Origin of the sequence: Achromobacter sp. RW408, assembly GCF_003184165.1 — a bacterium.
GTDB classification, from domain to species: domain Bacteria; phylum Pseudomonadota; class Gammaproteobacteria; order Burkholderiales; family Burkholderiaceae_B; genus Achromobacter; species Achromobacter xylosoxidans.
In genome coordinates, this window is sequence record NZ_QHHO01000049.1 from 2,101,439 (window position 1) to 2,128,288 (window position 26,850).

Annotated in this window: 29 protein-coding genes and 2 pseudogenes; 26 read left to right on the forward strand and 5 right to left on the reverse strand. The window is 65.1% G+C overall.

All coding sequences use genetic code 11. From position 1 onward, the window contains the following. Positions 1-149: 149 nt before the first annotated feature. Positions 150-290: a hypothetical protein gene (locus tag DK459_RS30895; RefSeq protein ID WP_199234317.1), complete on the reverse strand. Its 141-nt coding sequence runs from the start codon at positions 288-290 to the stop codon at positions 150-152. Here DK459_RS30895 and parA point away from each other — a divergent pair. The 7 genes and pseudogenes from parA to DK459_RS29130 form a co-directional block, all read left to right on the forward strand. Next, a complete protein-coding gene (parA, locus tag DK459_RS29095) occupies positions 289-927 on the forward strand; it encodes a ParA family partition ATPase (RefSeq protein ID WP_070541673.1) in 639 nt (212 codons plus the stop codon). The two genes, DK459_RS30895 and parA, sit on opposite strands and share 2 nt — an antisense overlap. After that, positions 924-1,208 (forward strand): chromosome partitioning protein ParB, encoded by a 285-nt coding sequence (locus DK459_RS29100; RefSeq protein ID WP_070541676.1) that lies wholly within the window; start codon positions 924-926, stop codon positions 1,206-1,208. The genes parA and DK459_RS29100 overlap by 4 nt, the downstream gene beginning before the upstream one ends. Then, positions 1,205-1,756: a DUF2840 domain-containing protein gene (locus DK459_RS29105; RefSeq protein ID WP_070541679.1), complete on the forward strand. Its 552-nt coding sequence runs from the start codon at positions 1,205-1,207 to the stop codon at positions 1,754-1,756. Before DK459_RS29100 ends, DK459_RS29105 begins: the two co-directional genes overlap by 4 nt. Next, positions 1,746-2,345: a S26 family signal peptidase gene (locus tag DK459_RS29110; RefSeq protein ID WP_070541682.1), complete on the forward strand. Its 600-nt coding sequence runs from the start codon at positions 1,746-1,748 to the stop codon at positions 2,343-2,345. The genes DK459_RS29105 and DK459_RS29110 overlap by 11 nt, the downstream gene beginning before the upstream one ends. A 460-nt stretch (positions 2,346-2,805) precedes the next feature. Continuing rightward, positions 2,806-4,797, forward strand: coding sequence for a relaxase/mobilization nuclease and DUF3363 domain-containing protein (locus DK459_RS29120; protein ID WP_110135221.1), 1,992 nt, complete (start codon positions 2,806-2,808; stop codon positions 4,795-4,797). Positions 4,798-4,857: 60 nt separating this feature from the next. Continuing rightward, positions 4,858-5,571, forward strand: a complete 714-nt coding sequence (locus tag DK459_RS29125; RefSeq protein WP_070541685.1) for a DsbA family protein — start codon at positions 4,858-4,860, stop codon at positions 5,569-5,571. A gap of 99 nt (positions 5,572-5,670) precedes the next feature. Next, positions 5,671-5,808, forward strand: a pseudogene (locus DK459_RS29130) (ATP-dependent Clp protease proteolytic subunit); the annotation flags it as partial. Between the two features lie 78 nt (positions 5,809-5,886). On the opposite strand, the gene DK459_RS29135 reads toward DK459_RS29130, so the two are convergent. Next, the gene (locus DK459_RS29135) at positions 5,887-7,218 is read right to left on the reverse strand and encodes a PLP-dependent aminotransferase family protein (protein ID WP_070541688.1); all 1,332 of its coding nucleotides are present in this window, start codon (positions 7,216-7,218) and stop codon (positions 5,887-5,889) included. 152 nt (positions 7,219-7,370) lie between these two features. Between DK459_RS29135 and DK459_RS29140 the strand changes: the two genes are divergently transcribed. The 5 genes from DK459_RS29140 (at position 7,371) to DK459_RS29160 (ending at position 10,505) form a co-directional block, all read left to right on the forward strand. Then, positions 7,371-7,817: a DoxX family protein gene (locus tag DK459_RS29140; RefSeq protein ID WP_070541691.1), complete on the forward strand. Its 447-nt coding sequence runs from the start codon at positions 7,371-7,373 to the stop codon at positions 7,815-7,817. A 32-nt stretch (positions 7,818-7,849) separates the two neighbouring features. Next, on the forward strand, positions 7,850-8,452 hold the full coding sequence (locus DK459_RS29145; protein ID WP_070541694.1) for an ATP-dependent Clp protease proteolytic subunit: 603 nt from the start codon (positions 7,850-7,852) through the stop codon (positions 8,450-8,452). Positions 8,453-8,525: 73 nt separating this feature from the next. Next, positions 8,526-9,146, forward strand: a complete 621-nt coding sequence (locus DK459_RS29150) for a glutathione S-transferase family protein (RefSeq protein ID WP_070541697.1) — start codon at positions 8,526-8,528, stop codon at positions 9,144-9,146. Between the two features lie 61 nt (positions 9,147-9,207). After that, positions 9,208-9,810, forward strand: a complete 603-nt coding sequence (locus DK459_RS29155; protein WP_070541700.1) for a LysE family translocator — start codon at positions 9,208-9,210, stop codon at positions 9,808-9,810. A gap of 2 nt (positions 9,811-9,812) precedes the next feature. After that, complete coding sequence (locus tag DK459_RS29160; protein WP_070541703.1) at positions 9,813-10,505, forward strand: alpha/beta fold hydrolase; 693 nt, start codon at positions 9,813-9,815, stop codon at positions 10,503-10,505. Between the two features lie 276 nt (positions 10,506-10,781). Here the strand turns inward: DK459_RS29160 and DK459_RS30675 are convergent, their stop codons facing one another. Further along, a complete protein-coding gene (locus DK459_RS30675) occupies positions 10,782-10,934 on the reverse strand; it encodes a hypothetical protein (RefSeq protein ID WP_158288286.1) in 153 nt (50 codons plus the stop codon). Positions 10,935-11,069: 135 nt separating this feature from the next. On the opposite strand from DK459_RS30675, the pseudogene DK459_RS29165 reads away from it, so the two are divergent. Then, positions 11,070-11,835: pseudogene (locus tag DK459_RS29165) on the forward strand (DUF3363 domain-containing protein); the annotation flags it as partial. A gap of 46 nt (positions 11,836-11,881) precedes the next feature. On the opposite strand, the gene DK459_RS29170 reads toward DK459_RS29165, so the two are convergent. Together DK459_RS29170 and DK459_RS29175 are read right to left on the reverse strand one after the other, a co-directional pair. Then, positions 11,882-14,101 (reverse strand): TonB-dependent siderophore receptor, encoded by a 2,220-nt coding sequence (locus DK459_RS29170; RefSeq protein ID WP_083301401.1) that lies wholly within the window; start codon positions 14,099-14,101, stop codon positions 11,882-11,884. Between the two features lie 37 nt (positions 14,102-14,138). Next, a complete protein-coding gene (locus tag DK459_RS29175) occupies positions 14,139-14,672 on the reverse strand; it encodes a nuclear transport factor 2 family protein (RefSeq protein WP_083301402.1) in 534 nt (177 codons plus the stop codon). A 237-nt stretch (positions 14,673-14,909) separates the two neighbouring features. Between DK459_RS29175 and DK459_RS29180 the strand changes: the two genes are divergently transcribed. The 13 genes from DK459_RS29180 to DK459_RS29240 all read left to right on the forward strand — a co-directional run bounded on the left by DK459_RS29180 (position 14,910) and on the right by DK459_RS29240 (position 26,839). Then, on the forward strand, positions 14,910-15,848 hold the full coding sequence (locus DK459_RS29180; protein WP_070541705.1) for a LysR family transcriptional regulator: 939 nt from the start codon (positions 14,910-14,912) through the stop codon (positions 15,846-15,848). A 216-nt stretch (positions 15,849-16,064) separates the two neighbouring features. Continuing rightward, positions 16,065-18,104: an FUSC family protein gene (locus DK459_RS29185; RefSeq protein ID WP_233256874.1), complete on the forward strand. Its 2,040-nt coding sequence runs from the start codon at positions 16,065-16,067 to the stop codon at positions 18,102-18,104. After that, entirely contained in the window at positions 18,094-18,288 is a 195-nt protein-coding gene (locus tag DK459_RS29190; RefSeq protein ID WP_070541708.1) for a DUF1656 domain-containing protein, read from the forward strand. The genes DK459_RS29185 and DK459_RS29190 overlap by 11 nt, the downstream gene beginning before the upstream one ends. Next, positions 18,281-19,210 carry an efflux RND transporter periplasmic adaptor subunit gene (locus tag DK459_RS29195; protein ID WP_070541711.1) on the forward strand — a complete coding sequence of 310 codons (930 nt, stop codon included), beginning with the start codon at positions 18,281-18,283 and terminating at the stop codon, positions 19,208-19,210. The genes DK459_RS29190 and DK459_RS29195 overlap by 8 nt, the downstream gene beginning before the upstream one ends. A gap of 63 nt (positions 19,211-19,273) precedes the next feature. Then, a complete protein-coding gene (locus DK459_RS29200) occupies positions 19,274-20,746 on the forward strand; it encodes an efflux transporter outer membrane subunit (protein WP_320565766.1) in 1,473 nt (490 codons plus the stop codon). Positions 20,747-20,779: 33 nt separating this feature from the next. Next, positions 20,780-21,184, forward strand: coding sequence for a hypothetical protein (locus DK459_RS29205; RefSeq protein WP_070541713.1), 405 nt, complete (start codon positions 20,780-20,782; stop codon positions 21,182-21,184). Positions 21,185-21,218: 34 nt separating this feature from the next. Beyond that, a complete protein-coding gene (locus DK459_RS29210) occupies positions 21,219-22,163 on the forward strand; it encodes a LysR family transcriptional regulator (protein WP_070541716.1) in 945 nt (314 codons plus the stop codon). Then, complete coding sequence (locus tag DK459_RS29215) at positions 22,160-22,423, forward strand: entry exclusion lipoprotein TrbK (protein WP_070541719.1); 264 nt, start codon at positions 22,160-22,162, stop codon at positions 22,421-22,423. Before DK459_RS29210 ends, DK459_RS29215 begins: the two co-directional genes overlap by 4 nt. Before the next feature lie 235 nt (positions 22,424-22,658). Continuing rightward, on the forward strand, positions 22,659-24,662 hold the full coding sequence (locus DK459_RS29220; protein WP_070541722.1) for a conjugal transfer protein TraG: 2,004 nt from the start codon (positions 22,659-22,661) through the stop codon (positions 24,660-24,662). Next, on the forward strand, positions 24,659-25,135 hold the full coding sequence (locus DK459_RS29225; protein WP_070541725.1) for a CopG family transcriptional regulator: 477 nt from the start codon (positions 24,659-24,661) through the stop codon (positions 25,133-25,135). The genes DK459_RS29220 and DK459_RS29225 overlap by 4 nt, the downstream gene beginning before the upstream one ends. Then, the gene (gene trbB, locus DK459_RS29230) at positions 25,132-26,178 is read left to right on the forward strand and encodes a P-type conjugative transfer ATPase TrbB (protein WP_070541728.1); all 1,047 of its coding nucleotides are present in this window, start codon (positions 25,132-25,134) and stop codon (positions 26,176-26,178) included. Before DK459_RS29225 ends, trbB begins: the two co-directional genes overlap by 4 nt. Continuing rightward, entirely contained in the window at positions 26,175-26,558 is a 384-nt protein-coding gene (locus DK459_RS29235; protein WP_070541731.1) for a TrbC/VirB2 family protein, read from the forward strand. Before trbB ends, DK459_RS29235 begins: the two co-directional genes overlap by 4 nt. Next, positions 26,555-26,839 (forward strand): VirB3 family type IV secretion system protein, encoded by a 285-nt coding sequence (locus tag DK459_RS29240; RefSeq protein WP_070541733.1) that lies wholly within the window; start codon positions 26,555-26,557, stop codon positions 26,837-26,839. Before DK459_RS29235 ends, DK459_RS29240 begins: the two co-directional genes overlap by 4 nt. The last annotated feature ends 11 nt before the right edge of the window (positions 26,840-26,850 follow it).

Below are 26,850 nucleotides of genomic sequence, written 5' to 3' on the forward strand. Positions count from 1 at the left end.
TGTGGACGGCCTCGTGCTATCAGGAGTACCGGGTATCGTGCTATCGGGAGTACGCCTATCGTGCTATCAGGAGTACGAGAACGCCGGAAAGCCAATAACGGCGCGGGTTTGCGCGCTTCCTAACATACCTAACTTAAATTCTCTAACTTTTAGTAGAGAAGCGCCGTTTCGGTGGACAACTGCCGAAAAGCAAAAATCGCCACCAATCCGAAGGCAAGAACAGCCCCAACACCAACCCCGTTCGGCAAGGCAAAACCACGCTGGCTTTCCAGGTCGGAGGGCCGCGTCATGATCGTCGCCTTGCTCAACCAGAAAGGCGGTGTGGGCAAGATCACGCTCGCCACGCACATCGCCGGAGAACTGGCGCTGCGCGGCCAGTCGGTCATTCTGCTGGATGCCGACCCACAGGGTTCGTCGCTGGACTGGACGCAGCGCAGAAGCCAGCAAGGCTTGCCCCGGCTGTTCAGCGCCGTGGGCCTTGCCCGCGAAACCCTGCACCAGGAAGCCCCAGAACTCGCCAGGCGGGCCGATCACGTCGTCATTGACGGCCCGCCCAGGATTGCCGCCTTGGCGCGCTCTGCGCTCCTGGCGGCCGAGCGCGTGCTGATTCCGGTGCAGCCCAGCCCGTATGACCTATGGGCCAGTGCCGAGATGGTGGCGCTGATCCGCGAAGCCCAGGTGTTCCGGCCGCAGCTAGCAGCGGCCTTTGTCATCAACCGGCGCGTCAGCACCACCATCATCGGCCGCGAGGCGCGGCAATCGCTGGCCGAACAGCCGCTGCCGGCGCTGCGCAGCGAAGTGCGCCAGCGCATCGTGTTCGCCGACAGCGTGGCCGCTGGCCGGCTCGCACGCGAGACAGCGCCCGACAGCGCTGCCGCCCGCGAAATCACCGCCCTGGTGGACGAACTGCTGCGGCGGCCGATATGACAGCGAAGCTGCCACCGAACAGCAAACGCACGGCCAAGCGCGTTGGCATCGGTGCGCGTCCGCCCGCGAATCCGCACGCAGAGGCGTGGATTCGCCAGGGCGACGCCGATGCGCTCAACAAGGGCGACCTCTACACCGCCCGCCTGACGCTTGATGTGACGCCTGCGCTACGTGCGCGCATCAAGATCGCCGCCTTCGGCCAGGGCGTGACCGTGGCCGAACTGCTGCGCGGTCTGCTGGAACGGGAGTTTCCAGCGAACCGTGGGGAGAACACACCATGAATACATCCGCTTTGCCTGCCGCGAACGCGGCACCGGCTACGCCGTTGCCTGCGCTTTCGACACTCGCCGGGCAGGCCAGCAACGTGCCGCTGACGCGCGTTTCGCTGGCATACCTCGAACACCGCTTCAAGCTCTACCTGCGCTTCGGCGAACCTGCGCGCACGCTGCGCCTGGACGACTGGCGGCGCAGCGCGGTATTCCTGCCGGGCGCGATGCTCTGCCGCATCCGCTGGCAGGCCAACGACTACGGCACGATCCGCTGGCAGCTCATGGTGATGCAGGCTGGCACGCCGCTGGATGCCTTGCAGCGCATCCCCGGCGTGCGGCCTGGCGCGCGTCTGCTGCTGCACGCTGAAGGCGAGAACTCGGTGCGCGCCGTGCTGGAACGCATCGACGCCATCGAGGCGCTGGGCATCGCCCCGTCTGCCGTCTCGCCCGCGTACTGGCGCACGCTGGGCAACCGTCTGGCGGCGCGCTTGCCGCTGCCTGAATACACCGCCGAACGGCATGCCGCCTGGCTGTCCGGAGGGTGCCGCCATGACCGCTGAATCCATCGCTGCGCGCACGCCCGAAGCCGCGCTGCTTCCTCGCTCGCGCCTGCGCGCTCGCATCGCTCTGGCGGGCTTCGCCGCCATCGGCCTTACTGCGCTGGCCTGGGCGGCTTTCGTGCAGCCGCTGCCGCGCCTGATCTACAACCCGTCCGACAGCGTTCCGGTCGGCTGGTATCGCGTGCAGCCGCTTGACCATCGGGCCGTCTCGCTGCCACGCACTTTGTCCGTGGGTAGCATCGTCCTGACCCGATTGCCCGCTGATGCTGCCGCACTCGCTGCACAGCGCGGCTACCTGCCTACTCACATTCCGCTGCTCAAACGTGTGGGTGCGGTCGCGCCGCAACACGTCTGCATTGTCGCTGGGCAGGTACGCATCGACGGCGTGCCTGCGGCCGCCGCGCTGCCTGCCGACCGGCTGGGCCGGCCGCTGCCATCCTTGCAGCTTTGCCGCCGCCTCGAACCGGGCGAGTTGTTCCTGTTGAGCGTGACCAATCCGGCGTCGTTCGACAGCCGGTATTTCGGCCCGGTCAGCGCATCCTCCGTGATCGGCGTCGCGCATCCGGTCTGGCTGGAGACACGCCCATGATGGCCGCCGATTCGCTGCACGTTGCCGTGCCTCTCATCGTGCCATCGGGCATGTCGTTCCGGCTGCTGTTGCCGTGTCGTCGCGCGTGCAGTGCGAGCGCATCCGCGCCGCACTTCGCGCTACCTTCGGCGCAGCCGTCCAATGTGCAGGCGTCTTGCCTCGAACGTGCCTGGCCTGCGGCCATCGGCGCGTCCATCTGCGTGTTCGCCGGCGGGCTGGCTGCAAGCAGCACAGCGCCGCCGGGCCGCCGACGCCTGGAGCACCAGCGACAGGCAAAGGCGGAAGGCAAGACAAAAGGACGCGGCACCGGGCCGCGTCGAAAGCCTGTCTGCACATGGGGGTGGCGCGGCACGCAGCGGCTTAGCCGCCGTGCCGCGCAGGAAGCGAGGCTCGCGCCAATGCAGGCATGTCCGCGTGCTTTGCACGACGGGACACGCCAGAGCTTGCAGGTAGAGCGGTCATGACCGGCCGCCGCGGCGACGATTTCCGGGCGCGTCCCAGCGCCCCGAAGAACCGGGGCAAGGGCCAGGGCCAGAGCTTCGTTTCCAAGGTGCTCAAGCAGGCGAGCAAGGCCAGCGGCGGCAAGTCCTCGATGCGCCATTCCGCAGCCGGCGGCGGCGCACGCGCCGGCCAGCGCCCCGGTTCACGGCTTGGGCGCGGCCACACGGCGGCGCGTTTCGCGGGCGCGAAGCTGACGCCCATGTCGCGGCGCGTGACCATCAAGACCCTGCTGGTCAACCAGCGCAACGCCAGCCCGCAGTCGCTCGTCAAGCACCTGCACTACATCGAGCGCGACGGCGCCGGCCGCGATGGCGAACCGGGTCGCGCCTACGAGCCGCAGACCGACGAAGCCGACCTGGATGCCTTCAAGGAGCGGGCCGCCGACGACCGGCACCATTTCCGCTTCATCATCTCCCCGGAGGACGGCGCCGAGCTGGACGACCTGCGCACCTACACCCGGCATCTTGTGAACCGCATGGAAGCCGACCTGGGGACGCGGCTGGATTGGGTGGCGGTGGATCACTGGAACACCGACAACCCGCACACCCACCTGATCGTGCGCGGGCGCGACGACACCGGCAAAGACCTCATCATCGCCGGCGACTACATCGCCCACGGCTTCCGCCATCGCGCCGCCGAACTGGCGACGGAATGGCTCGGCCCGCGCACCGAACTGGAGATCCAGCAGACCTTGCAGCGCGAAGTGGAGCAAGAGCGGTGGACGAGCCTCGACCGCACGTTGCAGCGCGAGGCCGGCGAGGATGGCCGGGTGCAGACCGAACGCTTCAGCGAACCCCGGCTGCAACGCCAGCGCCTGCTGCTGATCGGCCGCCTGCAACGCTTGCAGCGCCTGGGCTTGGCCGACGAGACGCAGCCCGGCACCTGGGCCGTCCATGGGGACGCGGAAAAGACCTTGCGCGCCCTGGGCGAGCGTGGCGACATCATCCGCACCATGCAGCGCGCCATGAGCGGCCAGCCACGCGAGCTGGCGGTGTTAGAGCCGGGCGACGACGGCCGTACTGTCATCGGCCGAGTGGCTGCAAAGGGGCTGGCCGACGAGCTGCAGGACCGCGGCTATCTGGTCATCGACGGCGCGGACGGCAAGGCCCACTACGTTGCCTTGAACGCCCGCGACGAGCTGGCGAACTACCCCACCGGAGCCGTGGTCGAAGTACGCGGTTCCGCCGAGGCGCGGGCGGCCGACAAGAAGATCGCCACGCTGGCGAGCGATGGCCTGTACCGCACCGATCATCACATGGCGATCGAGCAAGGCCGGGCCAAGCGCGGCCGCGACCCGCAGGAAGTCGTCGCAGCCCACGTCCGCCGGCTGGAAGCCCTGCGCCGGGCCGGCATCGTGGAGCGCGTGGCCGAAGGGCTATGGAAGGTGCCGGACGACCTGGCCGAACGTGGCCGCCAGTACGACGCGCGGCGCCTGGGCGGCGTGGCGGTGGAGCTGAAATCGCACCTGCCCATTGAGCGGCAGGCCCGCGTCATCGGTGCGACCTGGCTGGATCAGCAGTTGATCGGCGGCGGTAAGGGGCTGGGCGACCTGGGCTTTGGCGGCGAGGTCAAGAACACCCTGCAACAGCGCGCCGACTTCCTGGCCGAGCAGGGGCTGGCCGAGCGGCGCGGGCAGCGCGTGATCCTGGCGCGTAACCTGCTGGGCACGCTGCGCAACCGGGAATTGGCGCATGCAGCGAAGGACATTGCCGCCGAAACAGGCCTGGAGCATCGGCCGGTGACCGATGGGCAGCGCGTAGCAGGCATCTACCGCCGCGGCGTCATGCTCGCCAGTGGCCGATATGCCATGCTCGATGACGGTATAGGGTTCAGCCTGGTGCCGTGGCGGCCGGTGATCGAACAGCGGCTGGGACAGCAGCTCGCTGCGACGGTGCGCGGCGGCGGGGTATCGTGGGAGGTGGGACGGCAGCGCGACCCATCTATCAGCTAATTCCAGTCTCGAACCACCTCGCCAAGCCGGTCCCAGGCCATTCGCAAGCGCTCCGGGCGCATGCCATGGCTGCTGTGGGTGGTCACTGGCATCCTTGTGGCCGGCCTGCTGGGCTGGCTCCTATACCGCACGCCCGGTGCGCCGGCGCCGCGCACGGGGCCCGAGGTCGCGCAGGCGCATCCGGCCGGCCCACTCTGGCGCCGCGGCCCAGCCGATGCGCGCTTCACGCTGACGCTGTACGCCGACCTGGAGTGTCCGTTCTGCAAGGCCTACTACCCGACCCTGATGGCCTGGATCGATGCCCATCCCGAGGCCAGCCTGCGGTGGCATCACCTGCCGCTGGCGATGCAGGATCCCGAGGCGAGTCGGCTGGCCCGCGTGGCCGAGTGCGCAGGCGAGGCGCAAGGCCACGAGGCCTTCTTCGATGCCATCGCATGGCTCTACCAAAACACCCGGGGCGATGGCCAGGGACTGCCCACCGATCAGGCCTGGCCAGGTCTGACGACCGCCATGTGGACCTGCCTGGACAGCGATCGTCCCGCAGCCATCGTTCGAGCGCAGGCCGACGAGGCCTTGCGCAGCAGCATCAACGCCACGCCCACCGTGCGGCTGGAAGACAGCCTGACGGGAAGATCACTGCTGCTGCATGAGCCGGTCGAGGGCGATACGCTGCTGTCGGCACTCGATCTGGTCGCCAGCGATGCGTCGCGCGCTCCAGGGCCCACACATGCCGCCGACGCGGCACTCAGCGGAGATACCTGCACTTCGCAATGACGACCATCCGGTGATGTCGTCACCCGCACGCGAGTTCGCGGCCTGTCCGGGCCTTGCCATGGGTCCACGCGCGAAGGTCGCTTCGCGAGGATGTGGCTGATCGCCATGATCGTGTCCTCCCCGGGAAACCATCTCGAATCGGGCGATTTGATCCATGATGTCGTGCGCTTCGTTTCCTCGCCCGTCAACATGGTGGGCACAGGCTGGGTCGGCAATGCAGCCACCCATCGCTACATTGCGCCTGAATAGATCAGTATCCGTTGCTGTTATCGCAATCCACAAAGAAGGTATTGCTGGAGGGTATTGAAATGCGGATCAATACGCATACTCGATGATGTCCCGCACCGTACCTAACGCATGCTTTAACGTGGCAAGTTCGACGGATCCCAACGCGATACGCAAGGCATGGGGAATGCGCGGCCCCACGGAAAAAGGCGTAGCGGTAGATACCGATATCTTTCGCTCCAGAAGCGACAAGGCCACTGACTCGGCACGCACATCTTCGCCAAGTGGCAGCCAGATGAAGTAGGAAACCGGATGGCTGACCGGATTCAATCCGGCGAGCACCTGCGCCGCCACCGCTTGCCGGGCTGCGGCATCCCGGCGCTTTTCGGTAATCAATCTATCCACCGTTCCATCTGTCAGCCACGCGCAAGCCAGCGCGGTCATCGCCGCGGGCGTATTCCATATCGTCGCCCGGATTGCGCGTTCGAGCCGGGCAATCCAGTCTGCTGGCGCGGCGACCAAACCCACGCGCAGTCCGGCTGCCACGCTCTTGGAGAGCGTAGTGACGTGAACGCATCGCTCTGGTGCCAGCGCCGCAAGCGGTTCGGGTGGATTCGGTTCAAGAAAGGCGTAGGGAGCATCCTCGATCAGGATCAAGTCATGCTTTCGGGCAAGCTTGACCAGCCGCTGGCGGCTATCGGCAGATTGGACCCATCCCAGCGGGTTGTGGATGGTCGGCATGGCATAGACGGCGCGTACGGGTCTTTTGCGGCACAAGCGCTCCAGTTCATCCAAGTCGGGCCCCAGGCCGGAAACTGGAAGCGTGACCAGATCCAGCTTGCACTGATCGGCCAAGGCCTTGAACCCTGGATAGGTTAGCGCATCGATGGCAACTACGTCGCCGGGTTGCAGCAACGCCATCACCACGACGGCCAAGCCATGCTGAGCGCCATTGACCACCAATACGTGTTCTGGTTTCACTTGCAGGCCAGACCGTGCCAGATACGCTGCAAAAACCGTTCGCTCATGTGGCCGGCCGCCATGCGGGTGGCAACGCAAGAACGCGTCCAGATCGCCAGCGCTGGCCAGCTGCCGCAAGGCTGTCCGTAGCAGCTCGGTTTGCCCCGGCAAGGCGGGGTAGTTGAAGTTTAGATCAACGATATCCGCAGCGATCGCCTGCTGATCCATACCCAGCCCAGCCGGAAGCGCGATCTCCCGCACGAAGGTGCCACGCCCGGCCTCGCCTATTGCAAGTCCCATTTCCTCCAATTCGGCGTAGACACGGGTGGCAGTGACCAGCGCGATCTTCTCTTTTGCAGCCAGTTGCCGATGCGTGGGCAGACGGGTGCCGGGCGGTAACTGACCAGATCGAATCTCGGCGGCGAATCTATCAACCAAGCGTTTGTAGCGTGCAATTGGCATCTTGCGATGTATCCATGACAATTTTTTGATTGTAATGTCATCTGGCACTTATAGTGTGGCGCGCCGGTCAAGCGCACCTGCCCGCACCTGCGTTAGTTGCTCGTAGGTTCCGTTTCTCAGGAGCTTGACACCATGGATTTGGAGCGAAGTACATGCGTGAACGCATCGGGTTTGCATTGGATAGCCGGGCGCTTTGGATCGTCGCCCGCGTGTTGTTGGCCTCTGCCTTTCTTTTTCTGGGGCTGGCCAAGCTGATAGATTTTCGGGGTGGTCTGCTCGAAATGCGAGCCGCTGGCTTGGAGCCGGCATGGCTGTTCAATGTCGGATCGGCCATAGTGCTGACCAGCGGTGCGGTACTGATAGTCCTGGATAGGGCCCTTTGGCTGGGCTCCGCTATGTTGGCCGCGTTTTCGTTGCTGACCATTCTGCTTGCGCATCATTCCGGCGCGTTCCACCCCCCCGGGCCTGTCAAGGCCATGTACTGGAGCTTGACGCATTTATCGCTTCTCGGTGGTCTGGTGGCGGTGGCCATTGCCAGCCGCTCTAGGAAGCGACTGCAGGTCGCGCTGGAGCTCTACTGCGGTGTCTTGCAGCGTTGAGGTTGTTTTTTTAAAAATGGGAGTTTCAATCCATGTTTCTTGCCGGCAATGCAGACTCTCCACCGGTCGCCCCGACTGGTGGGGCCAGCGTATTTCTCGAAGAGAAAGCCTTTCGCGCACGCACAGTACTCGTGTTCGGGACCGTGACCGATGCGCTAGCCTCGGAAACCGTCCGCAAGCTCCTGGCGCTGGACGCGGAATCCAGCGCGCCGATCACCATGATCGTCTCCTCTCCGGGAGGCCACCTCGAATCGGGCGATGCGATCCATGATGTCGTGCGCTTCGTTTCCTCGCCCGTCAACATGGTGGGCACGGGGTGGGTCGGCAGCGCGGCCACCCATCTCTACCTGGGGGCGCCACGCGAGCGGCGCTTCTGCCTGCCACAGACGCGTTTCCTGATCCACCAGCCGAGCGGCGGGGCCGGCGGACCCGCAAGCGATATCGCGATCCAGGCCAAGGAAATCATCAAGGCCCGGGAGCGCATTGCTCGCGTCATTGCCCGAGAGACCGGACAGCCCCTCGAACGCGTACTGAAGGACATCGAGCGCGACCTTTGGATGCCGGCCGAGGAAGCGGTTTCCTACGGGCTCGTGTCGCGCATCATCCAGCACCGCGAGGAACTCATGCCCGCCTGACGTCCGGCCCCTTTCGGCTCCCGTTCGCAAAACCACGGAAGCCATTGCGCCCTGACTCCCACTGGGACAGCACATGCTCAAGATCCTTGGAAAGCGATCCTCCATCAACGTCCGGAAGGTCCTTTGGGCTTGCGCCGAACTTGGCCTACCGTTCGAGCGGGAAGACTGGGGCAGCGGCTACAACGACGTGAACACGGACATGTTCAAGGAACTCAACCCCAACGCGATGGTACCCGTGCTGATCGACGGGGATTTCGTGCTGTGGGAATCGAACACCATCCTGCGCTACCTCGCCAATCGCCATGGCAACGGCGCGCTGTATCCACGCGATGCCATGGCACGCGCCCGCGTCGACCAGTGGCTGGACTGGCAGGCGTCGGACCTCAACCGTGCATGGAGCCATGCCTTCATGGCATTGGTGCGACGCTCGCCGGAGCACGCGGACGCCCAGCAGGTCCAGCGATCCCTGGAAGACTGGCATCGGTTCATGCGCGTACTGGACGGCCAACTGGTCGACACGGACGCCTACGTCGCGGGCGGGGACTTCAGCCTGGCGGACATCGCCATTGGGCTGTCGGTCCATCGCTGGTACCAGACGCCCTTCGAGCATCCCCGCCTCGATGCGGTGGACGCGTACTACCGCCGCATCGAGCAGCGCAGCGGATTCATCGCGCACTGCATCGGGGTACCGTGACCCGGCGCAGCGATCGACCTCAACCACCTTCCTCTTCCATGAACGCGATGCCCCTGTGCCCATGCGCCCCGACCTGCTCCTTGCCTTCATGACCTATGCGTTCGTGACTTCCATCACGCCCGGTCCCAACAACACCATGGTGCTCGCCTCGGGACTCAACCATGGATTCGTTCGCAGCGTGCCGCACATCCTTGGTATCAGCCTCGGCTTCGCGGCGATGGTATTCGGCGTGGGGGCGGGACTCGGGCGCCTGTTTCTCGCGTACCCATCCCTGTACACCACGTTGCGCGTGGTCGGTGCGATCTACCTGCTCTGGCTTGCCTGGCAGATCGCGACCTCACAGCCGTTGCAAGAGACGGGGGCCCCCGGTCGGCCATTCGGCTTCTGGAAGGCTGCCGCCTTCCAGTGGGTCAATCCCAAGGCGTGGATCATGGCCATCGGGGCCATCGCCACCTACGCCCCCGCAGAGGGCGGCGTGCCGGCGGTGATCGCCATCGCGGTCCTCTATGCCGTTGTCAATGCCCCCAGCGTCGCCGTCTGGGCCGCATTCGGCACGACGCTGCGCCGCTGGCTCACGGACCGGCGCCACCTGCGTATCTTCAACATCGCGATGGCCGTGCTGCTCGTGATGTCCCTGTATCCGCTGCTGTCCGGCCACGCGTGACAATGACACGATCGCCAACAAAAAGTGATTTCGTCCTCGTCCACGGTGCTTGGCATGGTGGCTGGTGCTGGGAGCGCCTGATTCCCGTGCTTGCCGCTTCGGGGCGGCATGTGGTGGCACCAACCCTAAGCGGCCTGGATGGCGAGCCGGGGCGGTTCGGGCTGAGTAGTCACGTCGAGGATATCCTTGCCGCTGCCGAAGGACTTGCATCGATCACGCTCGTCGGCCACAGCTATGCCGGATTCCCGGTCTGTGTTGCCGCATCACGGCTGGGCGAGAGGATCGACCATCTCGTGCTGCTCGACGCTTTCCTGCCAGCCAACGGAGAGAAGTTGCTCGACCACGCGCCCCATCTCATTGATCGTTACGCCAGGGCCGTGGCCACCGATCCTGACTGGCGTATCCCTCCACTGCCCGCATCGGAGTTCGGGGTATCCCTCTCCGACCAGGCTTGGATGAATACGCGCCTGAAGAGCCAGCCTCCACACAGTTACTTCGAGTCTGTCCGTCTGGAAAGTCCATTGCCTGGCGGCCCCAAGACCTACATCCGCTGTCGCCAGGCGTCCGGCGATCTGCTCGCGCGCTCCGTCGCCCGGGCCAGGAACGACGGCTGGAACTACCTGGAATTGGATGCGCCACACGATGCGATGCTCACCCATCCGCAGGCACTGGCCGACCTACTGCTGGCGCTGTGAGCAGTCGCGTGTCAAAACACGCCAACCCAATAACAACATCCACCAGCGGACTACCGTGTCGAACGACGTCTACCGAAAGCGTTGAATTCCATGACTTGCCGGACAGACACCACGTCAGAGACTTCCCGTACGGGTATGCGCGACCGTCACTGCCGCCGGGCACCGATGCGCCGTACTGGTGACGAGGATCGACTCCGCAGCGCGGGCGACGGGTAGTATCGACAATCCACGGGTTCTTCCGGTTTTTCAGTGGACAGCCCTCTTGACTCGCGTAGTTCAAGCCGCCGGCTGAAGGCGTAGTCCACCACAATAGAACAGGGCTGCAATGTGGAAGCTGGTGTGGCCGCGGAAGCCACGCGCGTTGCACTGGATGGTCAGCAGCTTGATGTTGATGCCTTCGGCCTTGTCGGTGGGATCGGGTGCGCGCACTAGCGAATGATCGCTTCGAGCTTCTCCCGCACTAGCAGCAAGAACGAGTGCATCGGGCCTTGCAGATGTTCGGCCACGTACTTATGCGAAGCGATGACGTGTTTGCGAGCAACTCCCGCGGTGGGCTGCTGCCAAGTGGAGGCGCGCGGTTCCGCCGTGGTACGCACCGCTAACAAGGACATCGCCGCGCTGGCGGGCGATGGCCCGTACCGCGCCGATCACCACCTGGTCATCGAACAGGGCCTGGCCAAGCCTGGACGTGACCCGCAGGAGGTTGGCGCCGCCCACGCCCGGCGGCTGGAAGCGTTACGCCGAGCCGGCATCGTGGAGTGCGTGGCCGAAGGGCTATGGAAGGTGCCGGACGACCTGGCCGAACGTGGCCGCCAGTACGACGCGCAGCGGCTGGGCGGTGTGGCCGTGGAGCTGAAATCGCACCTACCCATCGAGCGGCAGGCCCGCGTCATCGGCGCGACATGGCTGGATCAGCAGTTGATCGGCGGTGGCAAGGGGCTAGGCGACTTGGGCTTTGGTGGCGATGCCAAACAGGCCATGCAGCAGCGCGCCGACTTCCTTGAAGAACAGGGGCTTGGCCCAGCGACGCGGGCAGCGCGTCATCCTTGCACGCAACCTGCTGGGCACACTGCGCCATCGAGAACTGGCGCAAGCCGCCAAGGACATTGCTGCCGAAACCGGCCTGGAGCATCGCCCGGTGGCCGACGGGCAGCCCGTGGCTGGCATCTACCGGCGCTCCGTCATGCTCGCCAGCGGGCGCTACGCGATGCTCGATAACGGCATGGGCTTCAGCCTGGTGCCGTGGCGGCCGGTGATCGAACAGCGACTGGGACAGCAGCTTGTCGCGACGGTGGGCGGCGGCGGGGTGTCGTGGGAGGTTGGACGGTAGCGCGACCCATCTATCGGCTAATTCCAGTCTCGACCCTCCCAGTGTTCTACAGCTTATAGTTGAGCGTCACCATGAAATTGCGAGGTTCTCCGTAGAGCACTTGGTTATAGAAGCCGCTCATGACCGAGTATTTCTTGTCGAAGACATTGTTGACGTTGACCGTAATGTCTGCTCGATTGGTCAGCGCATAACGTGCCATCAGCGAGGTCAGCCCATACGGCTTCTGCTCTACCGTAGCGGCCCCGCTAGGGCTCGTCGCCGACTGGTAGAAGCGGCTTTGCCAAGTCACGCCACCTCCCAGCGTCAGCTTGCTCCATTCCCCAGGCAGCCGGTATGTCGTGAACAGTCGCGCCGTCGTTCGCGGCAGTTGGGTACTCAGCCGCGCGCCTGTCGCATCTGATGCGGTGTAGTGAGAGACGCCAGCATAGAGATTCCAGCCGCGGAACAGTTCGCCCTGCAAGTCAAAGTCTATGCCGCGAGACTTGGTACCACTCGCGGCGTAATAAGCCTGCGTTCCATCGGGCAGGACGTAACCCATGTCGGTTTGGGCTACGTTGTCCAGACGTGTCTCGAACAAGGCGACGGCGGCATTGAGGCGGCCATTGAGGTACTCGCCTTTGATGCCAACTTCTGTATTCTTGCCGGTTGTCGGCTTGAGTACCTGGTTGTCGCGGTCGCGGTAGGATTGGGGATTGAATATCTCCGTGTAGCTCGCATAGACCGAATACGTATTGTTCAAGTCATAGACTAGGCCGGCATAGGGCGTGAATTCGCTGGTTTTCTTGTAGTGAAAATTAACGCCGCTGGCGTCTTGGTTGATTTCATAGTTGCTGAACCGGCCGCCGATGATGAGCTTGAGCGGATCAGCCAGCGAAAAGCGCGCAGCGCCGTAGAAGCCGCTCTGTTTCGTCACGGCATGCGTCAAGGCATAGCCTGCCCCGTCAAAATCCGGTTCAGGATAATTCCCGCTCCAGTTGTAGAAATTGCCGATCGACGTGCTGGGGAAAACGAACCCCGTGCTGTGGTCGTTGGACACACGGCGCGATCCCATCGCCCCAAGCACCAGTTCATGCTTGCGGCCTAACAACTCGAACGGTCCCGAAGCCATGACGTCGAAGCTGTTTTGCCGCGTGTCTGCGTAGTTGGCAAGCGCAACGGGAATCAAGCCCTGCCCAGTCATCGGATTGGGATAACCGAGGCCGGAAAACAGCCGGGAATCAGAGTCGGTGCGTTGCTGGTTAAAAGCTGCGCGGAACGTCCAATCGTTGTCGAAGCGATGTTCCAGATTGGCGAAAGCGGTCTTGATCGTATTGTCCCAGCGATTCCATTTTGTCGCCAGTGTCTTGGAGCGCGACCAATCGGTTCGCGTACCGTCGCTGAACCACAAAGGCAAGCCTCCCCAAGTTGTGCCTTTGGGCTTGATGTCCTGATAGTCGAAGCCCAGGCTCAACGTCGTGTCAGGCGTCAGATCAGCGTCGATGACGCCGTAAATAGCCTTCTTCTTCTGCTGGTACAAGTCGATGTAGGAATCGCGGTCCTGATACACGCCAACCAGGCGCGCCCGAATTCGGCCGTCCATGGTCAGCGGTGTGGAAATGTCCGCCATGCTACGGTAGTTATCCCATGAACCGGCACTGAGGGACGCCGAGGCAGAAAAATCTTCGGTCGGGCGTTTGCGCACGAGGTTGACGGATGCGCCTGGATTGCCCGCACCCGTTAGCAGGCCCGTTGCGCCCCGAACGACCTCGATGCGGTCGTAGAAAGCGGTATCCAGGAAACTCGCGCCCTCCAGGAAGGTCGTCGGAATGCCGTCGTACTGGAAACTGTCGATCGAGAAACCACGCGAATAGAAGCTGACCCGTTCGCTGTCCAGCGTGCGCGATGAAATGCCTGTGGTACTTTCCAGCGCGTCCTGCACGGAGTTGAGCTGCTGATCGTCCATGTGCTGCCGCGTCACGACGGTCACTGACTGTGGTGTTTCGCGCAACGACAGGGGCAGGCGTGTAGCGGCCGCTGTCTCGCTGGTGGTGTAGGACTGGGTGCCTTCGGTCGTGGCTTCCGCCTTTGTCCCCGTCACCGTCACAGCCGGCAGGATGATTGGACCTTGTTGCTCCTGCGCGGTGTCATTTTTGGTGGGGCTTGATTGCGCTAGAACCGGCAACGGTACAGCCAGCGCCGTTGCCAATGCGGTTGTAAGCCGGGTGTTTCGGAACAGACGGGCGCAGCGAGCCGGCCCGCGAGCCGGTTGCGGGTTTGAGAACGTCATGGGATATACCTCAAAGAAAGGAAAGCGAAGGAAGCCGTCATGGCGCCAACTGTTCGCGCATGGCCTGTCCGTTGTAGTAGTCGGCGAAATAAACGATCCGGCCATGCTCGACGCGGGCGAAGCTGGCGCCTCGCAATCGAATCGGCCGATTCTTTTCGGTGTGGGAAGCGTCGGCAGGTAGACGGGCATTGCCGGAAAACTCCCACTCGAAGGCAATTCCGTCCCCTTGGGCGACGGGCTCTCCAACCACTTGCCAGTGCAGATCGGGAATCAGGCCCAGCAAACCCTCGACGACATGGCGCACCACATCGCGGCCCTGGCGAGGGGCCGCCGCGCTCGTGTTGAAGTAGGTCACATCGGCAGCAAGCGCTTGAGTGGCGGCTTGAGCGTCATGGGCGTTCCATGCTGCCATGTATTGCTGCACCACCCGCCAAGGCTGCGATGCAACTGCATCCGGCTGCCGGGCATCGGCTGCACCGACGCTGCCGAGCAGGACGACCAGCCACAGCAGGGCGACCACATGCCAAGAACTTCGCCCGTGCGTTGAGCGCAACACGGCCACTGGTTTCATGAGGACTCCTCCTTGATAGGACTAAAGGGAGGCATGTCGCGCTGGCTGATGGCGTGGCGTGCTGACTGGCACATGCCTTTAATGAAAACGACAATCATTTTCGATTGAGCTGAAAAAGGCGGTAAATGCCTTTCCATGCACTTCATGAGTGCGTGAAACGCATGGCTCTTTCTTTGCTTCTACTTGCACCGATATGGAGTTAGGATTTCATTTAGTGCAATCAAAATAAGGTGCGCGATGGATCATCCGGATCTGAACCTGCTACTCGCGCTAGACATCCTGCTGGAAGAAGGCAGCGTGGTCGGAGCGGCCCGGCGCATGAACCTGAGCCCTCCGGCCATGAGCCGCACGTTGGGCCGCATCCGCGAAACTCTGGGCGATCCGGTGTTCGTGCAGGCCGGGCGCAAGCTCGTCCCTACGCCGCGCGCCCTGGCGCTGCGGGAGCAGGTGCGCGCAGCGGTCGAACAGGCGACCCAAGTGCTTGCGCCCACCGCCGACGTCGATCTGAAGACGTTGGAGCGGCGCTTCAACGTGCGCGCCAACGACGTCTTCGTTGGCATCCATTCGGGCCGACTGCTGGAGGCAGTGGCGGCTGACATGCCGCGCGCCATGCTGCGCTTCTCGCCCGAGGAAGACGACGTGGACGACGAGGCGCTGCGTAGCGGGCGCATCGACCTGTTCATCAGCGCATCGCGCAAGCTCGGGCCGGAAATCCGCGTGCAGCCCTTGTTCACCACCACCTTCGTCGGCGTTGCCCGCGCGGGGCATCCGATCTTCGAGGACGACATCACGGCTGAGCGGCTCACGCGCTGGGGCCACATCGGCGTATCCCGGCGCGGCAAGTCCGCTGGTCCGATCGACACGGGCCTGGAAGCCCAAGGGCTGCACCGCCATGTCGCGCTGGTCGTATCCACGCCTTTCACGGCCCTCTTTGCCTTGCAGGATTCCGACCTCCTGCTGCCGTTGCCCGAGCATCTAGCGCGCAGCGCGCTCGCGGCTGGCCTGCGCATCCGCTTGTTCGACCTGCCGGTGCCGCTGGAAACGGTGTTATTCACCCAGGCGTGGCATCCACGTTTCCAGAGCGACCCTGCGCACCAACGGCTACGCCGCACGATTCGGGCACTTTGCGATGACGGCGAGGCTCCGAATTCCAGACCCAGCAAGAGCAAGGCATAGAAGCGGAGCACGCCGGGCTCAATCGGTGCGCCAGACGCAATCATTGATTCGAATAAAGTCACTTTTCTGAATCAAACGCCCGACCTAAAGTGATGCGAACCATCACTTCAGGAAAGTATGATCGTGCGTCCAGCGACAGTGCCGCAGGGGCCTTCGCCCCCCCCCGTTCCGATCCGCCGCCGGCTGATCGCCCGGCGGGCTCGCGGACTGGCGCGATTGGACCTCACCACGCCGCGCGCCACCTATGTCCTGCGCTCGATTCTGGCGGCCTGGCTGGCGCTGACGGTGGCCTATCTGATCGAACTGGATATGCCGTACTCGGCCGCATCGACCGTACTGCTGGTCATCCACCCGGTGCAAGGCGCGGTCATCGGCAAGGGCACCTGGCGCGTGCTCGGCACCTTGGTCGGCATGGTCGTGGCGATCGCGTTGATGAGCGCGTTTGCACAGATGCCGTGGCTGTTCCTGCTGGGGTTCGGCTTTTGGCTGGGGGCATGCGTTGCCGGGATGACGCTGCTGCGCCACTTCCGCGCCTCCGGCACCGTGGTTGCCGGCTATACCGTAGGACTGGCGACCTTCGGTGCTCTCCAGCACCCACAGCAGACTTTCGAACATGTCGTCGGACGTGGTTCCACGGTCCTGCTGGGCGTGGCCTGCCTGGGATTGGTGTCCGCGCTGTTCAGCCGGCGCAGTGTGCGCGGCAAGCTCGAAGCCCTGCTCGGGCAAATGGCTGCCGAGACGGCAAACGTCATCGCGTCCCAGCACGAAGCCGTGGATGGCGGTAACGGCCCCGCCGCAACTTCACGGGTTGCGCCGGCACGGCGCAGCCTCATGGCCGAGATCTATGGCGTGGATGATCTGCTGGCACTCGGCAAGGCCGAATCGGCCGATCTGGCGCAGCGCGCCTTGGCGGTGCGTCATGCGATGGCTGCGCTGTTCGCCGCGCTGGTCGGCGGCGCACCGCCGTTGCCGCCGCATAGCGCCAGCGCGCGGGCGCTACGCACCTTGCACCCCGCACTGGAAGACGCATGGCGTCAAGCAGAGCAGGCGCTTGACGGTGGCGCGCAAGGCATCGAACTGGCGATACATGCGCTGCGCCAGGCCCGCGCACGCCTGATCGCAGCCCTTGTCGGACCGGCCCTGAACGAGCCGGCCGAGGAAGCCGCGCTTCTCATCGCCGGCGACCGGCTGATCGAGCAGATCGACGACTTTCTGGCCGCGCTGGACGGCATCGCCGCACTGCATCATCCGCGTCCCCGCAGCGCACGGCCAACCGTGCACTTTCACCGTGACATGACGGCGGCGCTCCAGAACGGCTTGCGCGCGATGCTGACCCTGGTGCTGGGCGGCGCCTTCTGGATCGTCACCGGTTGGCCGCATGGCGACATGATGCTGCTGGTGCTGGCGCCGTACTGCGCGCTGCTGGCGACCGCCGGCAATCCCGCTGCCGGTGCGGTCGAGTTCGTCAAAGGCACGGTAGTCGCCGTGCCGATGGCGTTCGTCTGCGCGTTCGGCGTGCTGCCGCACATCAGCGGCTTGCCGCTGCTGCTGTTGGTCCTGGGCCTGTTCTGGATGCCGGGCATCTATGCCACGAACTTCCCGAAGTACGGCTTGGCAGGGCTGGCCTACCTGGTCGGGTTCAACACGCTGACCGCTGCGGCCAACCCGATGCACTACGACCTGGGGCTGTTCCTGAACTGGTCGGTGGCCTGGGTGCTGGCGACACTGTTCGCCCTGTTGGGGTTCCGCCTGCTGCTGCCGCGCAATCCCGCCCGCGACATTGAGCGGCTGCGCCGCCGCATCCGCGACGAAGCGGTGGCCGTGTTGCGTGGCGCCCAGGCCGATCGCCGCCTTTGGCAACTGCGCCAGCAACATCGCATGGCGCAGCTCGGCGCCATGCTCAAAATCCAGCCGGCCACGATGGACCGCGCGATTGGCGACGCGCTGGCCAGTTTGCATCTGGGCCGCGAACTGCTGCGCCTGCGCCTATGGCTGCGGCACGCACCGCCTGCGTCGCCCCTGCGCCCGTGGGTGGCGACCGCGTTGCAGCGGATGGCTCGCCGGGCGCATGCCCCCATCCAGGCGGCCGGCCACGCACGCCGCGCTGCGCGCGGCCTGGGCCGAATCGTCAGCGACCCAGCCCCTGGCGGCGACCCGCAGCGCTTGGCCGCCGCGCTGATCGACATTGCCGCGCTGCTCGAAGGCCATGCCGGCTATTTTTCCTCGCTGCCCCGGAGCCCTGCCCATGCTCAGTGAAATCGCCGTGGCCGGTATCTACCTGCCGCCGTTCTTCATCTATGCCTGCATCGCCGTCCCGCTTTTTCTGGGGCTGCGCTTCGTGCTCGCCCGCAGCGGCGTGCTGCGCTGGGTCTGGCATCCCGCGCTGTTCGAGTTTGCCCTTTCCCTTTGCCTTGTTTCGGTTCTGATCCTGTATGTCTAGTGCTATCTCGCTCTTGAAACCCGCCGCGAAGGCAGCCGTGACGCTGTTGGCGGTCATCGCCGCGGTGATGCTGGTCATCGCGCTCTGGCGGGCCTACGTGCTCGCGCCCTGGACCCGCGATGGCCGCGTCAGCGCGCAGGTCGTGCGCATCGCACCCGAGGTCAACGGCACCGTGGTCGAAGTGCCGGTGACCGATGCCCAGTACGTCAAGCGCGGCGACGTGCTCTATCGCATCGACCCCGAGCGTTTCCAGCTCGCCGTTGCCCAGGCCGAGGCGCAACTGGCGGCGGCAACGGCCGCATTGGGCCAGAAACGTGACGACGCGCAGCGCCGCAAGGGCATGGAGGATCTGGTGCCGCGTGAGGACATCCATCGCGCGAACCAGGCCGTCGCCATTGCCCAGGCCGAACAGCGCCGCGCGCAGGTCGCGCTGGACGTGGCGCGGCTGGACCTGGCGCGCACGATCTTGCGGGCACCCGTGGATGGCTACGTGACGCATCTGCGGCTGCGCCAGGGCGACTACGCCGTGGCCGGGCATCCCAACATCGCTTTGCTCGATGCGCACAGCTTCTGGATTACCGGGTATTTCGAGGAAACCAAGCTCCGCGGCATCCATCCCGGCGCGCCTGCGCAGATTCGCCTGATGGGGTTCGACGACCTGATACACGGGCATGTCGCCAGCATTGGGCGCGGCATCGCCGATGCCAACGAACAGGCCGATGCCCAAGGCTTACCCAGCGTCGAGGCGAGTTTCAGTTGGGTGCGTCTGGCCCAGCGTATCCCGGTCCGGGTCGAAATCGACCAGGTGCCCGCCAACATCGTCCTAGCGGCAGGAATGACGTGCAGCATTGAGGTCGGCCAGACGGGACGCGACCGCGTACCCCAAGGGCGTCTGACGACGCTGCTGCACCGCTGGATGTAGGCCGCGATCATGGCACGCACATTCCTTCATGCCTCTCGCCAAGCAGGCACTTTCGGCCCTCGGTTGACCGCCATCACCACCATGTTGCTGACAACCTGGCTGTCAGGCTGCGCGACGGTAGGCCCCGACTACCACCCTCCGCAGGTCACGACGCCATCGCAGTGGAGTGAAGCGCACGGGGAGTTCACGGCCGCGAATCGCGAGCGCCTGCGAACATGGTGGCGCGCGTTCAACGACCCCATGCTCGATCGGCTGGTCGATCAGGCGTTGGCCAGCAACCAGGACCTCGGCATCGCCCAGGCGCGGTTGCAACAGGCGCGCGCCGAGCGCATCCAGATCGCATCCGGCCTCGGGCCGACTGTTTCGGCGGGCGGAATAGCGCAGGCCCTGCGGTCCAGCAAGACCCTGGATTGGCCACCGGGCATCGGTCAATCCCGTACCTGGCGCGCCGGCCTCGATGCGAGCTGGGAGTTGGATCTGTTCGGTGGCACCCGGCGAGCCGTGGAAGCGGCCGATGCGGGCATCGACGCTTTGACCGACGACCACCATGCCTTGCAGGTGAGTTTGCTGGCCGAACTCGCTGCCGACTACGCCGAACTGCGCACGGCGCAGGCGCGCCTTGCCATCGCACGCGACAACATCGGCAATCTGCGCGAAGGCGAGCAACTGGCCGAGCGGGCATTGCAACGCGGCCTGGGCACGTCCGCCGAGGTCGCACAGGCCCGAGCCGAGCGTGAAGCTGCCGAGGCGCAGCCTCCCGTGCTGGAGGCTGCGATCGCACGCCTGAGCCATGCCATCGGCGTGCTGGCCGGCGGGTTTCCCGGCGATTGGCGAGCCGCGCTGGTCGAATCCGCGCCCATGCTACCCGTGGCGCCGTCGCTGCCGCTGGCGTTGCCTTCGGAAGTCATTCGCCAGCGTCCTGACCTGCGAGCGGACGAACGGCGCCTGGCCGGCGCCACGGCGCGGATCGGGGTAGCCGAGGCCGCGCGGCTTCCGCACTTCGCCATTCCGTTGAGCTTCGGCACCACCGCCAGCCTGTTGCACGACCTGTTCTCCGGCGCGAGCCTGGCGTGGTCGGCAGGTGTGCAGGCGAACCAGACGCTTTACGACGGCGGCCGCGCACGTGCCGGCGTCACAGCCGCTCAGGCCGGTGCTGATGCCGCGCGGCTGGCCTACGAACGTGACGTGCGGCTGGCGCTGCGCGACGTGGAAGACGCCTTGACGGCGCTGAACAGCGAACGTCAGCGCCGAGCATCGTTGGCCGCAGCGGCCGATGACAGCCAACAGGCGCTCGATCGCGCGACCCGGCTCTACCGCAACGGTCTGAGCGCCTATCTGCCGGTACTCACTGCCCAGCGCGCGGCCTATCAGGCCCGTGACGCGCTGGCCTTGAGCCAAGGGGGAGAAGTGCTCGGCGCCATTGCGCTCTACAAGGCGCTGGGCGCGGGCTGGCAGGACGAGCCCGCTGCCGACTTTACCGGCAACTCTAGTCCAATCGAACAGCATCCAGTGACCGAAACGGCCGCTGGCCCATGAGCACCATCCCATTGTTTCAAGGAGTCCATCAATATGAGCCTCGATCCTAAAACCTTCACCATTCACGATATCCGCGAGTTTCCATTCGTGGTGTTCGACCAGGCTGCGGCACAGCCGGGTTATGCGTCCCAGTGGGAGGCCGAAATGGTGGCCCTTTTGCAGAATGGCCAGCCATTCGTCGTGGTGTACGACCAGCTTCGCAGCGACGAAACCCACGAGGATCGCAAGCATCGTGGTGTTTGGCTCAAGCACAACAAGGAACCGTTGGGCCAGGTCTGCAAGGCGCTCATCAGTATAGAGCCGGACGACGCGCGCCGCGCCGAGGTCGCAGCCATGTCCGAAATTGCCGTCAAAGCCTTCGGTATTCCACATGAGGTGGTTGCCACACGCGATGAGGCTCTGGTTGCTGCGCGTCGGTTGACGGCCAGCGAGGCCTGAGAAGCCGTTTTCGTGAGCGGGAGGACGTACACCTATGGAATTACGTCATCTTCGCTGTTTCTTAGCCGTTGCCGAAGAACTGCACTTCGCCCGCGCAGCCGAGAAGCTGCACATCGAGCAGTCGCCGCTGTCGCGCGCCATCAAGGACCTGGAAGAAGAACTTGGTGTGGTGCTGTTCGCCCGCACCACGCGTAGTACGCGGCTGACCCGTGCCGGCAAGCTGTTTCTCGATCATGTGCCGCGCGTCTTCGCCGCCTTGCAGCAGGCGCGCGACAGCGTGAAGGCGGCGGCCAATGGCTTCCACGCCCAGCTACGCATCGCCCTGTCCGACGGCATCACGCCGTCGCGCCTGCCGTCGTTGCTTGCGCTGTGCCGGCAGGAAGAACCCGAAGTGGAAATCCGCCTGACCGAAGTGCCACTGTCGCAACAGATCAAGGGCCTGCACGACGACCTATACGACGTGGGATTCGCTCGCGCCGACGAGGTGGGTGACGGCATCGTGGCCTCGCCCGTCTGGGGCGATCCGCTGCTGGTGGCGGTGCCGGCGCGGCATCCCTTGCTGGCGCATAAACGCATTCCGTTGGAAGAACTGCTTCGCTATCCGCTGGTGCTGTGCGACCCGCAGGCGTGCGAAGGCCATGCGCGGCAGGTGGATCGCCTGCTGCGCCGTGTGGACATGGAGCCGCTGGTGGCGGAGCGGGTGGCGTCCTGCGACCTGATGATGGCGCTAGTATCGGCCGGTTTCGCCCTGGGGCTGACTGGTGCTGCGCACATCACGGCCAGCCGCGAACAGGGCGTGGTCGCGCGGCCGCTGGCGGGATGCGCGCCATTGCTGACGACCTATCTGTTGCGCCTGGATGCCGAACCATCGGAAACGCTGACTCGTTTCATCGACCGCGTGCAGGCCATCGACTCGCCCGAGGCCGCAAAGCCGATGCGGGGCGATGGCCCTGATTTCCCCGAGGAACCCGAATCATGAAGAAGACCATCCCGTTCCTGTTGGCTGCGGTGCTGACGGCCTGCGGCCCCACTGACACGCCAGAGAAGACGGACGTTCCCACGGCCGAAGAACTGGCATCCGATCCTGCGCGGCTCAAGGAACTGCGCCAGCAATGCAAGACGGACCGCCCCAACCTGGGCGATGTGCTGTGCAACCGAGTCGCCGAAGCCACGCGCAAGCGTTTCTATGGCGACCGCAATACACCCTACACTCCGCCGAAGGAACCTCCCAAGTTCTGACCATAGGCGATCCGCCACGAAACTTCCGTTTTTCCGCTCGACACGCCGCAATGCGCCCTCGCTTGCGGCGTTTTTCTTTGGTGCGATGCAGCCCTAATTCTTTCCAATTACTCGACCTTTCTCCCGATAACGGTCTTTGACCGGCACCGACCCGGCACCGATCCTCACGCCATGCGGCACGTCCTTGTGCCGCGCTTGAACGAGGAATCAGCACAGGGGAAATCGGAGGCCAGTCATGCAAGGTCAGGGCGTGCTGTTCGGGCAGATCGCCGCCGTCTTCGGCATCGTGATCGCCGGCGTATGGAGTGCAACGCAATGGACAGCCGCCGCCCTGGGCTATCAACTACGCCTTGGCTCGCCTTGGTTCGACCTCTTCGGCACGCCGGTCTATCACCCTTGGCGGCTGTTCGAGTGGTGGTTCTTCTTCGATGCCTATGCGCCACATGTCTTCGACATCGGTGGGGCCATCGCTGGCGGCAGTGGTTTGGTGGCCGTGGTCGCCGCCATCGCCATGTCGGTGTGGCGCTCGCGGCAAGCGCGGCTCGTCACCACCTACGGATCGGCGCGCTGGGCCGAAGCGGACGACATTCGCAAGGCCGGGCTGACGCAGCCGGCCGGCGTCTTTCTCGGCAAGTATCGCAACGAGTACCTGCGCCATGAAGGCCCGGAACACGTCCTGACCTTCGCGCCCACGCGCTCAGGCAAAGGTGTTGGCCTGGTGGTGCCCACCTTATTGAGCTGGCCAGCGTCCGCCGTCATTCACGACATCAAGGGCGAGAACTGGCAGATCACGGCTGGCTGGCGTTCGCGCTTCTCGCATTGCCTGCTGTTCAACCCCACCGATGCAAAGTCGGCCGCCTACAACCCGCTGTTGGAGGTTCGGCGCAGCGCCCATGAAGTGCGCGACGTGCAGAACATCGCAGACATTCTCGTTGACCCCGAAGGCGCGCTGGAGAAGCGCAGCCATTGGGAGAAGACCAGCCATGCGCTACTGGTGGGGGCCATCCTGCATGTGCTGTATGCGGGCGAGGACAAGACCCTGCGCGGCGTCGCCAATTTCCTCTCCGACCCGGCCAGCCCGTTCGAGCTGACCTTGCATCGGATGATGACGACGAAGCACCTGGGCGATGCACCTCACCCGGTCGTCGCATCCGCTGCCCGCGAAGTGCTGAACAAGTCGGACAACGAACGCTCGGGCGTGTTGTCCACGGCCATGTCGTTCCTCGGCCTGTACCGCGACCCCACGGTGGCCGAAGTCACCTCGCGCTGCGACTGGCGCATCGCTGACCTGATCGCGTCCGCATCCCCTGTGTCGTTGTATCTGGTGGTGCCGCCTTCGGACATCAGCCGCACCAAGCCGCTGATTCGGCTGATTCTCAACCAGATCGGGCGACGACTCACCGAATCGCCGGATGGCAGCGACGGCATTGAGCGCCGGCACAAGCTGCTGCTGATGCTCGATGAGTTTCCGGCGCTGGGGCGCCTGGACTTCTTCGAGACGGCGCTGGCCTTCATGGCCGGCTACGGCATCCGCAGCTTCCTGATCGCACAGTCGCTCAACCAGATCGACAAGGCCTACGGCCAGAACCATTCGATTCTGGATAACTGCCACGTCCGCGTGACGTTCGCCACGAACGACGAACGCACCGCTAAGCGCATTTCCGAATCGCTCGGCACGGCCACCGAACTGCGCGCGCAGCGCAACTATGCCGGGCACAGATTGGCCCCGTGGCTGGGGCACCTCATGGTGTCGCGCCAGGAGACGGCCCGCCCGCTGCTGACGCCCGGGGAAGTCATGCAACTACCGCCCGACGAATCGGTGGTGATGGTGTCCAGTGTGGCACCGATCAAGGCGAAGAAGCTGCGCTACTACGCCGACGCCAATTTCAAGCGGCGCGTGCTGCCACCGCCTGCGCTCGTGGCCGGGCAGTACGCCGACGTGCCACCGGCCCGCGCCGACGACTGGATCGGCCTGGCAATCCCCGCCGTGCCCGCCGCATCAGCCACGGCATCCGCCGCTGAACTGGGCGGCACCGACGACGGCGGCCCGCGCCGCCAACCCGAACTCTCCGAATCCGTCGCCTACGACCCCGAGCTGGATGCGCCCTATGACCTGGCGCTGCTCGATGACGACGACGACCTGCCGCTGCCGCTGCCGCTCCCAGGGCAGCTTGACCCGGCCATGCAGCGCACGGCGCGGCTGGCCTCTCTCGACCCCAACGACGGAATCGACTTATGAGCCAATACCGCCTCAACCTGTTCATCCAGCACGAGCACGCCAAGCGGCTGGAAGAACTGGCCGCCAAGAAAGGCGTCTCGAAATCCAGCATCGTCGCGGCGGCGCTGGCGTCCTGGCTGTCGCCGGACGCGGGCGACCAGCGTGAGGCCGCCATTGCCAAGCGGCTGGATCGCCTGTCGCGGCAGGCCGAGCGCCTGGAGCGCGACCAGAACATCCAGATCGAAACGCTGGCGCTGTTCATCCGCTACTTCCTGACGGTCAGCACGCCGGTGCCCGAGGCGCATCAGGACGCGGCCCGTGCCCACGGCAAGGCGCGTTTCGAGCAGTTCATCGAACAGCTTGGCAGGCACCTGCTGCGCGGCCGGAGCCTGGTGCGCGACGTGGTGGAAGAACTGCATTCCGATCCGATGCGGATGGATGACGCGGCGGCGCTGGCCGAAGCCCATGAACGTGCGGCGGAGCGTGCCTCATGAGCGCCGTTCCACAGATCCCGCCCGAACCACGCTCGTCGGCCACCACTTCACAGGATCGCCGCATCCAGATGCTGCGCACGGCAATGGGGCCGCTGATCGCCGCCGCGCTGGAAGACTCGGACGTGGTGGAAATCATGCTCAATCCCGACCGCACCCTCTGGGTAGATCGGCTGTCGTCGGGCCGCATCCCACTGGGTGTCGAACTGCCCGAAGCCGACGGCGAACGCATCATCCGCCTTGTCGCCGCCCACGTCGGCGCGGAAGTGCATCGCGGCCAGCCGCTCTTGACCGCCGAATTGCCCGAGACGGGCGAGCGTTTCGAGGGCATCTTGCCGCCCGCAGCACCGGGGCCAGCCTTCGCGCTGCGCAAGCGGGCCGTGAGCATCATCGGCCTGGATCGCTATGTGGCCGACGGCATCCTGACAGCTGGGCAGGCGGACTTCCTGCGCCGCGCCGTGCGCGAGCGGCAGAACATCCTGATCGCCGGCGGCACCAGTACCGGCAAGACCACGCTGGCCAACGCCTTGCTTGCAGAGATCGCCGCTACTGGTGATCGCGTGCTCGTGCTCGAAGACACTATCGAGCTGCAATGCGCCGCCCGCGACCATGTGCCGCTGCGCACGCGCGCCGGCGTCGTGTCGATGCAGGAGCTGGTGCGCGCCACGATGCGCCTGCGCCCTGATCGCGTGATCGTCGGCGAGGTGCGCGGCGGCGAAGCGCTGGATCTCATCAAGGTGTGGGGCACCGGCCACCCCGGCGGCATCGCCACGATTCACGCCGGTTCCGCCTTGGGCGCGCTGCTGCGCCTGGAGCAACTGATTCTCGAAGTGGCGGTGAATCCGCCGCGCGCGTTGATCGCCGAGGCCATCAACGTCGTCATCCACATCGCCGGGCGTGGCCGCAAGCGCCACGTCGAAAGCATCGCACGCGTCGTCGGCTTCGACGGCGTGGGCTATCGCATGGCGGATGCGCTGGAAACGCCGTTTCCCGAGCTGCCGCCAGTTCCTTCCCCGTCCCCTGAACCCTCTGGAGAACTGCCATGACGCAGATGCACATTCATGCTTTCCGCATTTCCGTAAATCCGGCTTCGGCCTTCGCGCGTATGCGGCGCCTGGCCGCGCCGGCGCAGCACGGCCTGCTACTGGCCGCCGTCATGCTGATGACGGCTGGCACCGCGCAGGCCGCCGGTTCCAGCATGCCCTGGGAAGGCCCGCTGACCTCCATCCTCGAATCCATCCAGGGGCCGGTGGCACGCATCGTCGCGGTCATCATCATCATTTCCACCGGCCTGGCGCTGGCCTTCGGCGATACCAGCGGCGGCTTCCGCAAGCTGATCCAGATCGTGTTCGGCCTGTCCATCGCGTTCGCCGCGTCCTCGTTCTTCCTGTCGTTCTTCTCGTTCTCCGGCGGGGCCGTCGTATGAGCACCGCCAACGAAGGAGCGCCGGGCTTCGCGCCCGGCTTCGAGATCCCGCTGCATCGCTCACTGACCGAGCCGATCCTGCTGGGCGGCGCGCCACGCACCGTGGCGATCGCCAACGGCACGCTGGCCGCCGCCGTCGGGCTGGGCCTGCAACTGTGGATTCCCGGTGCGGTGCTCTGGATCGTCGGCCATTCGCTGGCGGTCTGGGGCGCGCGCGTCGATCCGCAGTTCATGCAGGTCTTCGCCCGGCACATCAAGCACAAACCGCTGCTGGACGTGTAGGGGGACGCCGC

Coding starts and splice junctions, on each gene's coding strand:
- parA (WP_070541673.1), top strand. CDS start 289: ATGATCGTCGCCTTGCTCAACCAGAAAGGCGGTGTGGGCAAGATCACG.
- DK459_RS30895 (WP_199234317.1), bottom strand. CDS start 290: ATGACGCGGCCCTCCGACCTGGAAAGCCAGCGTGGTTTTGCCTTGCCG.
- DK459_RS29100 (WP_070541676.1), top strand. CDS start 924: ATGACAGCGAAGCTGCCACCGAACAGCAAACGCACGGCCAAGCGCGTT.
- DK459_RS29105 (WP_070541679.1), top strand. CDS start 1,205: ATGAATACATCCGCTTTGCCTGCCGCGAACGCGGCACCGGCTACGCCG.
- DK459_RS29110 (WP_070541682.1), top strand. CDS start 1,746: ATGACCGCTGAATCCATCGCTGCGCGCACGCCCGAAGCCGCGCTGCTT.
- DK459_RS29120 (WP_110135221.1), top strand. CDS start 2,806: ATGACCGGCCGCCGCGGCGACGATTTCCGGGCGCGTCCCAGCGCCCCG.
- DK459_RS29125 (WP_070541685.1), top strand. CDS start 4,858: ATGCCATGGCTGCTGTGGGTGGTCACTGGCATCCTTGTGGCCGGCCTG.
- DK459_RS29135 (WP_070541688.1), bottom strand. CDS start 7,218: ATGCCAATTGCACGCTACAAACGCTTGGTTGATAGATTCGCCGCCGAG.
- DK459_RS29140 (WP_070541691.1), top strand. CDS start 7,371: ATGCGTGAACGCATCGGGTTTGCATTGGATAGCCGGGCGCTTTGGATC.
- DK459_RS29145 (WP_070541694.1), top strand. CDS start 7,850: ATGTTTCTTGCCGGCAATGCAGACTCTCCACCGGTCGCCCCGACTGGT.
- DK459_RS29150 (WP_070541697.1), top strand. CDS start 8,526: ATGCTCAAGATCCTTGGAAAGCGATCCTCCATCAACGTCCGGAAGGTC.
- DK459_RS29155 (WP_070541700.1), top strand. CDS start 9,208: ATGCGCCCCGACCTGCTCCTTGCCTTCATGACCTATGCGTTCGTGACT.
- DK459_RS29160 (WP_070541703.1), top strand. CDS start 9,813: ATGACACGATCGCCAACAAAAAGTGATTTCGTCCTCGTCCACGGTGCT.
- DK459_RS29170 (WP_083301401.1), bottom strand. CDS start 14,101: ATGACGTTCTCAAACCCGCAACCGGCTCGCGGGCCGGCTCGCTGCGCC.
- DK459_RS29175 (WP_083301402.1), bottom strand. CDS start 14,672: ATGAAACCAGTGGCCGTGTTGCGCTCAACGCACGGGCGAAGTTCTTGG.
- DK459_RS29180 (WP_070541705.1), top strand. CDS start 14,910: ATGGATCATCCGGATCTGAACCTGCTACTCGCGCTAGACATCCTGCTG.
- DK459_RS29190 (WP_070541708.1), top strand. CDS start 18,094: ATGCTCAGTGAAATCGCCGTGGCCGGTATCTACCTGCCGCCGTTCTTC.
- DK459_RS29195 (WP_070541711.1), top strand. CDS start 18,281: ATGTCTAGTGCTATCTCGCTCTTGAAACCCGCCGCGAAGGCAGCCGTG.
- DK459_RS29205 (WP_070541713.1), top strand. CDS start 20,780: ATGAGCCTCGATCCTAAAACCTTCACCATTCACGATATCCGCGAGTTT.
- DK459_RS29210 (WP_070541716.1), top strand. CDS start 21,219: ATGGAATTACGTCATCTTCGCTGTTTCTTAGCCGTTGCCGAAGAACTG.
- DK459_RS29215 (WP_070541719.1), top strand. CDS start 22,160: ATGAAGAAGACCATCCCGTTCCTGTTGGCTGCGGTGCTGACGGCCTGC.
- DK459_RS29220 (WP_070541722.1), top strand. CDS start 22,659: ATGCAAGGTCAGGGCGTGCTGTTCGGGCAGATCGCCGCCGTCTTCGGC.
- DK459_RS29225 (WP_070541725.1), top strand. CDS start 24,659: ATGAGCCAATACCGCCTCAACCTGTTCATCCAGCACGAGCACGCCAAG.
- trbB (WP_070541728.1), top strand. CDS start 25,132: ATGAGCGCCGTTCCACAGATCCCGCCCGAACCACGCTCGTCGGCCACC.
- DK459_RS29235 (WP_070541731.1), top strand. CDS start 26,175: ATGACGCAGATGCACATTCATGCTTTCCGCATTTCCGTAAATCCGGCT.
- DK459_RS29240 (WP_070541733.1), top strand. CDS start 26,555: ATGAGCACCGCCAACGAAGGAGCGCCGGGCTTCGCGCCCGGCTTCGAG.